The organism is Mesorhizobium sp. LNJC394B00 (genome assembly GCF_000502555.1).
Classification (GTDB): Bacteria; Pseudomonadota; Alphaproteobacteria; order Rhizobiales; family Rhizobiaceae; genus Mesorhizobium.
Genome location: NZ_AYWH01000030.1, coordinates 1 through 10,204, shown reverse-complemented (window position 1 = coordinate 10,204; position 10,204 = coordinate 1). Strand labels below are relative to the sequence as shown.

Genomic DNA, 10,204 nt, shown 5'->3' with positions numbered 1-10,204 from the left:
GACAGTGAGCTATGCTGGAGATTGGGGTGACGAGGCTGATCAAGCCTTCCAACAGTACCAGCCTGATCAATTACGGCGAGAGCTACCGGTCCGGAGATCGCATCAGCCCCTCTCTGCATATGCACGCGGCCGCCTGAATTGCCGATTTCGCTCAGCTGCTGCTGAATGGCGACGGCTTGCGGCGCATTCAGGGCCCTCTGCGTCTCCGCTGGCCACAACAGCGCTGTGGGATGTTCATTGTTGGGACGACTCACTCGGGTGGCAGGTGGTTGCATGGTCAAGCTCATCCGGCGAAGGGCGGATCTGCTGTTGGCTGGCAGCCAGGACTGGGGGCGGCGGCCCGAACTCCGGCGTCCCAGAGCTTGCGAAAGCCTCCGACACGCTTCTGTTGAGGTCATCCCGTCCATCGGGCATCCTGGGTTGCTGAAAAAAGATGAGGCGGCTTGATGATCCTGCCCTCGCTGAAGCACCTCGCGAGACCCCCTGTTCCAGTCGCAGAAGCTCCTCTGGATTGGTTGGCGGCTCGTCAGCTCGACCATCGAACAGCGGCCGGGGCGCCTCGGACACGTGCTGCTCAAAGCCCACTCGCCGGGCTTTGCCCGCTTGCCCCTCTTCCAAGCCGGCGTCCTGCACCTGCGACAAAGCTGTTACACGGGATGGAGTTTTTCGCGGGGTCCACACCAGCCTCACATCAAACTGTATCGTCAAAGTCCTGCGCCAATTCACACAGCGGGTCATCGAGTTGAGATCCGGCGGAGAGCGCCTCCTCTGTTCCCGTCAAGGGCGCCGGCTCCGGGAGGGCGCCTGTCTGGCGTTCAAAGATGCGTTTCAGAATGCGATCCGAGAAGTAACGCACCTTCCTCAATTTTAATGGTGGCAGACCTTTGATGAGAACAATCTCGTAGTCGTCATCGAGCAGCCGAACCTGTTCGGGACGCAATAGCGGTGCACCTTGATGTGAATTCTGAATGGTCCAGTCGAACGTTCGCGCCTGGCTGTGGGAAATCGATTTGGCTTCAAACGTGTATTCACCGATGGCCTTGGAAATGTAGTTCGGAGTCTCGTCATCAGCCGTGGCCATGAACACTTGCAGTCCGGTATTGCTGAGAAAATTCTGCTTGCCAGCCTCTCCATAAGCCCCCGTCAGTGCCGAAAGGCTTTGGATGATGAGCATGAAACGCCCCTTGTAGCCCGCGATAGTCGTGATTGCGGTCTCGATCGCCTCCAGCTTACCCAGGTGCTTGAACTCATCGAGCAGGAAGAGAACCTCGTGCTTTTCATCCCGGCGGGCCAGCGACCGCTGCAGAATTGAAACGATTTGCTGAAAAAACAAGCGTATCAAAGGCGCGATCACCTCAAGGTCGTTCGGACCAACGCAAAGATAGATGCACGTTCTGCGACGGCGAAGATCATAGACCGAAAAGTCCGAGCGACTTGTGGCCGCCTTTACAGCGGGATCCGCCCACAGGTTGAGCCCGCCATCGCCGAGCACGGAAGTGTAGGAGGTTAGGATTTTCGTATCGTTCCCCGCCATGTCGTCGAAGATGCGTTGTGCCTCTTTGTTCTGAGTCTCCATGGCGAGTCGCGCGAAGAGCTTAAACTTCTCCCCCGGCTGGGCGAAGAGGTCGTAGACGGCGCCGATTGTTGGCGTGCCCCGCTCGATGCAGGCAAGGATTCCCGCGACAAAGATATCTCGCGCGCCGCTGACGAAACCTTCCGCGCCCTCCCCCTTGGCCGTAATCAGGTTTGCGGCCAAGCGGCGGGCCTCGGTGAATTGCTGCTGTGGAGGCAGCGCTATAAGATCCAACAGCGGATTGTAGCAGTTTGTGCGCCGCTCCGAATCCAGCGGCGCGAATTTAAACACGTCGTCACCTGCGGCTTTGCGCGCCCTCGAGGTGAGCTCAAAGAGCTCCCCCTTGACGTCCAGAGCTATCACCGAGCCTTTGAATGTAAGTAGCGTTGGAATGACTATGCCGACGCCCTTGCCAGCGCGGGTCGGTGCAACGATGAGGCTGTGAGGCTGCTCGCCATTGGTCAGGTAGTAGCCAGGCCAGAAAGGGCCACTTGTCTTCCCAAACACCGGCCCTGTCACGCCACGGTATCGTCGCAGATATCCCGTGCGTCGCATTTCATCCACTCGAGCCCAACGAGCCGTCCCGTGGTGTTCGAGCTTGCGGCGCAATACGATCTGCTGAATCAGCAAGACGACCGCGGACGTCGAGAGCACGATAGCCGCGCCCCGATAGAAAACGGGGGTTGCGAAACCCAAATAGAAGGGCGTTTCAAACCAAAAGGCACGGACATCAAACGCCATCAGAGCCTCGCCGCTGCCGCCGTGGCGGAAGGTTGCGTAAAGACTTGCCGCACAGAAGCCCACGGCGAGTGAGCACGCGATGCTAATGGCTATGTTGGGGGGCGTCGTTTTTGTTGAAAGCATTGTTCCATTGCCGGATTAGCCGTAGCTAATGCTGCGCGTGCTTCAGAGACCGAACCGGCGTCGCGCGATGTCGCCGCTCGACAGATCGATGCCGCAGTGGGTGGTGCGATGCTTGCAGCGCATCACCCGGCAGACGTGGTTTTTGAAAGTTACACTAAGCAGGTACGTCAACGGCCAGCGAATTGGAAACGGCAAGGCCGTAGACGGAATTCGGGAGAGAAAGCGTCACTGTACCATGGCCGAGACATCAACGGCCGGAGCGATCTCTGCTTCTGGTGGCCTCCATTAGGTCCTCTCGGGCGTGATTGTAGGCTTGGCTTATGGACCGCCCGACTTGAGCACCCCGCTGCAGCTGTTCATAGGAGGTTTGCGGGCCTACTGTATCACGGACTGCAGCCTCAATACCTGCTATGTGGCCGTCCAGATTCGCACTCCGTTCCTCTGCTGCATGCTGCGGCGGCGGCATGTGCGGCAAGATGTCTTGCATGCCGGGAAAAACTGAGTGAGCTTGGGCCTGTTGATTTGCGTCTAACTGTTGATACATGTTGAGAATAGCATTGGATGCCATGTTTCTGACATTGCCATCCGGATCAGAAGAAGCCAATCCAATGGCCTGATCAAGAATGCGAGATTTGTTTTCCTCAGTAAACTTACTGAAGTGTGGCGCAACGTAATAAGTTCCGAGAGCTTGCGACGGCGGATCCATGTTGCCAATGCGATTAACAATAGCATCTTGCAGCCCTGGCGTTAGGTAATTACCTAGATTACTGGCCGCTCCGACTTTCTGCAATGCTATGTCATCCGTGCTGTACCCCAATTCGGCTGTTAATGTCGCGGCCAGATTGATGGCTGATCGTCCAAGCCGATTGGTCCGCCTTTCAAATCTCGCGAGGTCAGTTTCTGGCCCGGGTTGAGTGCCCCGAACGGCTGTTCGCTCGTGCGTCCCGAGGCCTTTGAAGCCCCCAAGATTTCGCGCTGTATCGCGCGGGTTAGCGGTTACCAGCCGTTCTGCAACATCGCTCAATGGCCCCTCTGGAACGTCACGGAGGCTACTGCTCCCCACGCCTTGAGATGATCTTGCAGCTGCGCGTGCCCGTTTGTTATCGCGATCCATTGCTCGCCTCCAAAGTAGTTATTCTACCCAGAGGTTACCACCGAAGCTTGACCTGCTAAACCGATATGATGTTACAGTTGTAGTATGGCAAAGGGTTCCCAGCTCTGTGGGTCTGCCAAGTGCCCGTCCAAGCCGAAGAAAATACGATGAAGCTGGCATCAAATGCGATGTGAACTGCCCCGGGCTTTCCGGAGGCCGTTTCGTTTGAGAAACGCGGCTATGGCTGGTTCATCCAACATGGCGTAGTAGCGTTCCTCGGCTTCGGCCGGCGGGATGTTGCCGATGGGCTCCAGCAGCCGGCGATTGTTGAAGCAGTCGACCCATTCGAGCGTGGCGAACTCGACGGCCTCAAATGAGCGCCAGGGTCCGCGTCGATGGATCACCTCGGCCTTGTAAAGACCGTTGATCGTTTCGACGAGAGCATTATCGAAAGAGTCGCCGGCACTGCCCACCGAGGGTTCGACGCCGGCCTCCGCCAAGCGCTCGGTGTATCGAATGCTGACGTATTGGGCGGATTCAACCGGTCGTCGCGACACCAAGGGATTGGAGGTGGCAATGACGGTTCACCAACGCGCTTAGATCGGTGCACTCGAAAGAAGCTGGATTCGCCCGGGCGTCCGCCTGCCTGGCAGCGTGAGAATCGCTTCCGGTTCTGGCAAGCTATTGCCTTGGGACATTCGAGCGAGGAGGCCGCACTGGATGCCGGTACATCAACGCCTCTTGGTCCGCGCTGGTTTCGGAGTACAGGAGGGATGCCGCCAACGCATTTGGCGCCGTGGGCGAAGCCGCCTTCGGGGCGATATCTTTCTTTCGGGAGCGCGAGGATATTGCGCTTGAGCTTGCCAAGGGGATCGGCATCCGGGCCATTGCTCGTAAGCTAGGTCGGCCGCCGAGCACAATCTCGCGGGAGGTCAGGCGCAATGCCGCGACGCGTAGCGGCAATCTGGATTACCGGCCAGTGCCGCCCAATGGCACGCCGATCGTGAGTCCCGCCGGCCTCCTGGCAAGCTGGCGGTCAATCCGGCTCTGCGTGAATATGTTGAGGAGCGCTTGGCCGGCAAAGTCACCAACCCCAATGGCGCCTCATTCGAGGGCCCCAAGGTGGGTGTGGAAAAAACGACAGAGCCGGAGGTGGTCGGCAACCTGGAGCCCCGAGCAGATCGCTAAATCGGCTTCAGATCGATTACCCAGAGGATCAAACCATGCGGATCAGCCACGAGACGATCTATCAGTCCTTGTACATTCAAGGACGCGGAGCATTGCGCCGAGGACTGACCGCATGTCTGCGTTCAGGCCGAGCGTTGCGCGTACCGCCCGAACGCGCGTACCGCGCGAACGGGCCCGAGTTCGCAACAAGTCCTTCATTGGAGACGCCCTTATAATAAGCGACCGTCCGGCCGAAATTGCCGATCGGGCTGTCCCCGGACATTGGGAAGGCGACCTCATCCTTGGCCTCGGAAGCTAGGCGATCGGTACGCTCGTGGAACGAAGTTCACGCTTCACAATGCGTGCTTCACCTGCCGCGCATGCAATGGCTATCAGCAGAGCCTGCGCATCAAGAACGGTCCACCACTTGCCGGCCACGGCGTTGAAGCAGTCCGCAGAGCCATAGCCCGATCCATGGGCAAACTTCCCGAGCAACTGCGTCAGTCGCTGACTTGGGCCCATGGAGCGGAAATGGCGCAGCAGCCGACCTGCGCATCGACACCGGGCTCGAGATTTTCTTCTGCGATCCCCAAGCCCGTGGCAGCGAGACTCCAACGAAAACACCAACGGCTTGCTGAGACAGTACTTTCCAAAGGGCACGGATCTCAGTCGGCACACAGCCCGGGAACTGGACGCAGTCGCCCATGCTATCAACACAAGACCGCGCAAAACGCTCGGCTGGAAAACACCTGCCGAACTCCTCGACCAACTCCTTGGGGGACAGTATGATGCCGGTGTTGCGACGATCCGGTTGAATCCGCCTTGGCTGCCTCTATCGCTGTGATGGATGAGCCCGCCTCCCCGCACGGGCCGCCGATCATCGAGAGCCTGTTCCAGGGCATCGAGAACGAAGGCTGCATGCGCCGTCCGGCTCACCCGCCAGCCGACGATCCGACGGGCATAGGTGTCGATGACAAAGGCGACATAGACGAAGCCCGTCCAGGTCGCGACGCAGGTGAAGTCGGAGACCCGCAGCATGTTCGGCGCGGAGCAGTGGAACTGGTGGTTGACGTGGTCGAGAGGGCAAGGTGCGGCCTTGTCGCTCACCGTAGTGCGGATCGGCGGACGATGCCTTCGAGGCTCATGGCCTTCATCAAGCGGGCAACCGTGCAGCGGGCGACGTCGAAGCCCTCGCGACGCAACCGCCGCCAGACCTTGCGAACGCCGTAGACGCGGAAGTTCGCCTCAAACCGTCGGACCTCATCCTTCGAGGCTGTATCCCATCTTGCCCGAGCCGACAGCCGGCAGGGGTCGACGCGCTTGGCGACATGGTCGTGGTAGGTCGACGGGGCGATCGGCAGCACCTTGCAGATCGGCTCAACCCCATGCGCCTTGCGGTGATCGTCGATGAACGCGATCGTGGCCTGAACCGGCGGTCGAGCTTCGCCTGGGCAAAATACGCGGAAGCCCTGCTCTCGTTGGCCTGCGAAGCTCGCGGCTCTCGCGTTCCAGAGCCTTCAGTTTCGTCGCAGCATCCGTGGGAACTCCGGCGCGCACGCCGCCGTCACGCTCGGCTTTCTTGCAGCCGATCTTGGCGGCGATCGATGAAACCGCCGCCCAGCGCGACGTATGCTCGCGTTCGTGATCCAGAACCAGCCGCACCGCGGGGGGTCCGGACCTCGGGAGAGAACTTGTTGGTCGCCTTGCTTGTCATGGTTCCACCTTCTCAGGAGTTGGAGCCTCCGATCAACCCGGGGCGGAACACAACAAGGGGCACGGATCAATCTGGGCGGAAACCCTAGAGAATCAGCCCTCAGAGCCTTTGGTAATAACCGACCCCTCGCACCTGTTTGGGCTGGGTGTACAAGTCAGGTTTTCATCAGGTTGGACGAGTATGTCTGGCAGCCAGAGCGCGACCACTTCCGTGCCCGCCCGCTCGTCTGGCAGACACACAAAGGAGAAAGATATGCCGTCAGCTACAAGCAGCGCCATCGTTTCCTGCCGCAGATCATCGCCCATCCGGTCTGGCCCTCCTTCAGGTCCCCTTGAGCCTGTGTCTCGTCGAGGAAATGGCCCGGGAGCGGGATCGTGGTTTCGTATGAGACAATCCGCCGGTGCGGCAACAAATGCGGTCCGCATCCGGAGCCATTACGTCGCGGCACTTGATATTGCAGTGCAGCAAAGGTAGAGGGCCGCCCCTTATCGGAGTGTCGTCCATGGTCCTTACCAATACCGGTAGCGAGGCAGAACCCGTCGAACAGTCGAGCCATCCGGCAATCGAACAGCAAAGCCCCAAGGTGCTGATGCTAGGCGCGCTCGGCGTTGTCTATGGCGATATTGGCACCAGCCCGATCTACGCGTTCCGTGAGGCGCTGGTGGCGTCGTCGGGCGGCAATGTCGCCGAGCGCGGCGATATCCTCGGCGTGCTGTCGCTGATCATCTGGTCGCTGACTATCATCGTCACCATCAAGTACATCATGTTCGTGCTGCGCGCCGATAACGGCGGCGAGGGCGGCGTGCTGTCGCTGATGGCGCTGGCGCGCGGCAGTTTCCCGACCCGCTCGGCGATCATCCTGGCCATCGNTCGTCACTATCAAATACATCATGTTCGTGCTCAGAGCCGACAACCGAGGCGAGGGCGGCGTGCTGTCGCTGATGGCGCTAGCGCGCGGCAGTTTCCCCAAGCGGTCGGCGGTGATCCTGGGCATCGGCATCGTCGGCGCCTCGCTGTTTTTCGGCGACGCGGTCATCACGCCCGCGATTTCGGTGCTGTCGGCTGTCGAGGGTATGAACGTCGTCACGCCGACCTTCCAGCCCTATGTGGTGCCGCTGACACTGGTCATCCTGGCCATGGTGTTCGCGGTGCAGCGCTTTGGCACCGGCGGGGTGGGATTGGTGTTCGGCCCGGTGACCGCCGTATGGTTCCTGGCAATTGGCCTTTCCGGTCTCAACCACATCATCGCCGATCCAGAAATCCTGTGGGCGGTGAGCCCGCACTACATCGTCGCCTTCCTGATCCATTCGCCCGATGTCGCTTTCGTGACCATCGGCGCCATCTTCCTCGCCGTCACCGGCGCCGAAGCACTCTATGCCGATCTCGGCCATTTCGGATGCAGGCCCATCGTGGTCGCCTGGCTGTGGATCGTGTTTCCCTGCCTGCTGCTCAACTATGCTGGGCAGGGCGCTTTCGTGCTGGCGAAGAACGGTCACGTCGGCCACCCATTCTTCGAGATGAACGAAGGCTGGACGCTGATCCCGATGGTGGTGCTGGCAACCGCCGCGACGGTTATCGCCAGCCAGGCGGTGATCTCCGGCGCCTTCTCGCTGACCAGGCAGGCGGTGCAGCTCAATATGCTGCCGCGTCTCGAAATCCTGCACACCTCGGAACGGCAGTCGGGCCAGATCTACATGCCACGTGTCAATCTGTTGCTGGCGCTGGCGGTGATGCTGCTGGTGGTCGGTTTCGGCGAATCGAGCAAGCTGGCCTCGGCCTATGGCATCTCGGTGACCGGCAACATGCTGGTGACGACGGTGCTGCTGTTCGTCGTCATGACGCGCATTTGGAAATGGCGCCTGTGGGTGGCGGTGGCGATGACGGCGGTGTTCGCCTTCATCGACATCGGCTTCTTTGCCTCCAACATCGTGAAGGTGTTCGAGGGCGGCTGGGCGTCGCTTGCGGTGGCCTTCACCATCGTTCTGGCGATGTGGACCTGGGTGCGCGGCAGCCGCTATCTGTTCGACAAGACCCGGCGCAACGAAATCCCGCTCGATTTCCTCGCCGGCAATCTGCNGGCGATCTGCCGCAAGCAGGGCTGGAAGTTCGACATCATGACGACGTCGTTCTTCCTGTCGCGGCGCTCGCTCAAAGCATCGCCCAATTCCGGCATGCCGGTGTGGCAGGACAAGCTGTTCATCGGGCTCGCCCGCTCGGCGGCCGATGCGACGGAGTATTTCCAGATCCCGACCGGGCGTGTGGTCGAGATCGGCACGCAGGTGGCGATCTGAGGTTTCCGGCGGCCTTTGACGCCACGCACCGGTCATTGCGGGGCAAGCCCTGCGCTGGGAACATGGTAGCCCTACCGTCACGGCACTTGATATTGCATCGCAGCAAGCGTAGAGCACCGCGCGCTTATCGGAGTGTCGTCCATGGCCCTTACCAATGCTGGTATTGAGGCAGAACCCGTCGAACAATCGAGCCATCCCGAAATCGAACAGCACAGCACCAAAGTTCTGATGCTGGGCGCGCTCGGTGTGGTCTATGGCGACATCGGCACCAGCCCGATCTACGCCTTCCGGGAAGCGCTTGTTGCGTCCTCCGGCGGCGAAATCGCCGAGCGCGGCGATATTCTGGGCGTGCTGTCGCTGATCATCTGGTCGTTGACGATTATCGTCACTATCAAATACATCATGTTCGTGCTCAGAGCCGACAACCGAGGCGAGGGCGGCGTGCTGTCGCTGATGGCGCTGGCGCGCGGCAGTTTCCCGACCCGCTCGGCGATCATCCTGGCCATCGGTATTGTCGGCGCGTCATTGTTCTTCGGTGACGCCGTCATCACGCCGGCAATCTCGGTGCTTTCGGCGGTTGAAGGCATGAATGTCGTTACCCCGACCTTCCAGCCCTACGTCGTGCCGCTGACGCTGGTCATCCTGGCGATCCTGTTTTCGGTGCAGCGCTTCGGGACCGGCGGTGTGGCGCTGATCTTTGGCCCGATCACGGCGGTCTGGTTCCTGGCTATCGGTCTTTCGGGCTTGAACCACATCATCGCCGATCCCGAAATCCTGTGGGCGGTCAGCCCGCACTACATCGTCGCCTTCCTGATCAATTCGCCCGATGTCGCCTTCGTCACCATCGGCGCCATCTTCCTCGCCGTCACCGGTGCCGAAGCGCTTTATGCCGATCTCGGCCATTTCGGCCGCAAGCCCATCGTGCTCGCCTGGCTGGCCATCGTGTTTCCCTGCCTGCTGCTAAACTATGCCGGGCAGGGCGCTTTCGTTCTGGCGAAGAACGGTCACGTCGGCCATCCATTCTTCGAGATGAACGAAGGCTGGACGCTGATCCCGATGGTGGTATTGGCAACCGCGGCGACGGTCATCGCCAGCCAGGCGGTCATATCGGGCGCCTTCTCGCTGACCAGGCAGGCGGTGCAGCTCAATATGCTGCCGCGCCTCGAAATCCTGCACACGTCGGAACGGCAGTCGGGCCAGATCTACATGCCGCGCGTCAATGTTTTGCTGGCGTTGGCGGTGATGTTGCTGGTCGTCGGTTTCGGCGAATCGAGCAAGCTCGCCTCCGCCTATGGCATCTCAGTGACCGGCAACATGTTGGTGACGACGGTGCTGCTGTTCGTCGTCATGACCCGCATCTGGAAATGGCGGCTGTGGGTGGCGGTCGCCATGACGGCGCTGTTCGGCTTCATCGACATCGGCTTCTTCGCCTCCAACATCGTGAAGGTGTTCGAGGGCGGCTGGGCGTCGCTTGCGGTGGCCTTCACCATCGTTCTGGCGAT

At 60.3% G+C, this 10,204-nt stretch carries 3 protein-coding genes, 6 pseudogenes and 1 other annotated feature; of the genes and pseudogenes, 4 read left to right on the top strand and 5 right to left on the bottom strand.

Annotated elements, in window-relative coordinates:
• The 4 genes and pseudogenes from X751_RS1000000168370 to X751_RS135055 form a co-directional block, all read right to left on the bottom strand.
• Nucleotides 1–275 (bottom strand): annotated as a pseudogene (locus tag X751_RS1000000168370) (hypothetical protein); the annotation flags it as partial.
• A 416-nt stretch (nt 276–691) separates the two neighbouring features.
• A complete protein-coding gene (gene virD4 / locus X751_RS135050; protein ID WP_023746487.1) occupies nt 692–2,437 on the bottom strand; it encodes a type IV secretion system ATPase VirD4 in 1,746 nt (581 codons plus the stop codon).
• Between the two features lie 247 nt (nt 2,438–2,684).
• Nucleotides 2,685–3,227 carry a hypothetical protein gene (locus X751_RS1000000168365; protein WP_245265864.1) on the bottom strand — a complete coding sequence of 181 codons (543 nt, stop codon included), beginning with the start codon at nt 3,225–3,227 and terminating at the stop codon, nt 2,685–2,687.
• Between the two features lie 482 nt (nt 3,228–3,709).
• A pseudogene (locus X751_RS135055) lies at nt 3,710–4,063 on the bottom strand (integrase core domain-containing protein); the annotation flags it as partial.
• 240 nt (nt 4,064–4,303) lie between these two features.
• Between X751_RS135055 and X751_RS1000000166625 the strand changes: the two are divergent.
• A pseudogene (locus X751_RS1000000166625) lies at nt 4,304–5,541 on the top strand (IS30 family transposase).
• On the opposite strand, the pseudogene X751_RS01000000164625 reads toward X751_RS1000000166625, so the two are convergent.
• Nucleotides 5,520–6,411, bottom strand: a pseudogene (locus tag X751_RS01000000164625) (IS3 family transposase); the annotation flags it as partial. The pseudogenes X751_RS1000000166625 and X751_RS01000000164625 sit on opposite strands and share 22 nt — an antisense overlap.
• Nucleotides 6,044–6,160 (bottom strand) — a sequence feature (AL1L pseudoknot). It overlaps the preceding pseudogene by 117 nt.
• Nucleotides 6,412–6,913: 502 nt before the next feature.
• Here X751_RS01000000164625 and X751_RS1000000167355 point away from each other — a divergent pair.
• The 3 genes and pseudogenes from X751_RS1000000167355 to X751_RS135060 all read left to right on the top strand — a co-directional run.
• Nucleotides 6,914–7,246, top strand: a pseudogene (locus X751_RS1000000167355) (KUP/HAK/KT family potassium transporter); the annotation flags it as partial.
• A 37-nt stretch (nt 7,247–7,283) separates the two neighbouring features.
• Nucleotides 7,284–8,702, top strand: a pseudogene (locus X751_RS0134910) (KUP/HAK/KT family potassium transporter); the annotation flags it as partial.
• Between the two features lie 141 nt (nt 8,703–8,843).
• Nucleotides 8,844–10,204 (top strand): KUP/HAK/KT family potassium transporter (locus tag X751_RS135060; RefSeq protein WP_023746483.1); only part of this gene is annotated, 1,361 nt, incomplete at its 3' end.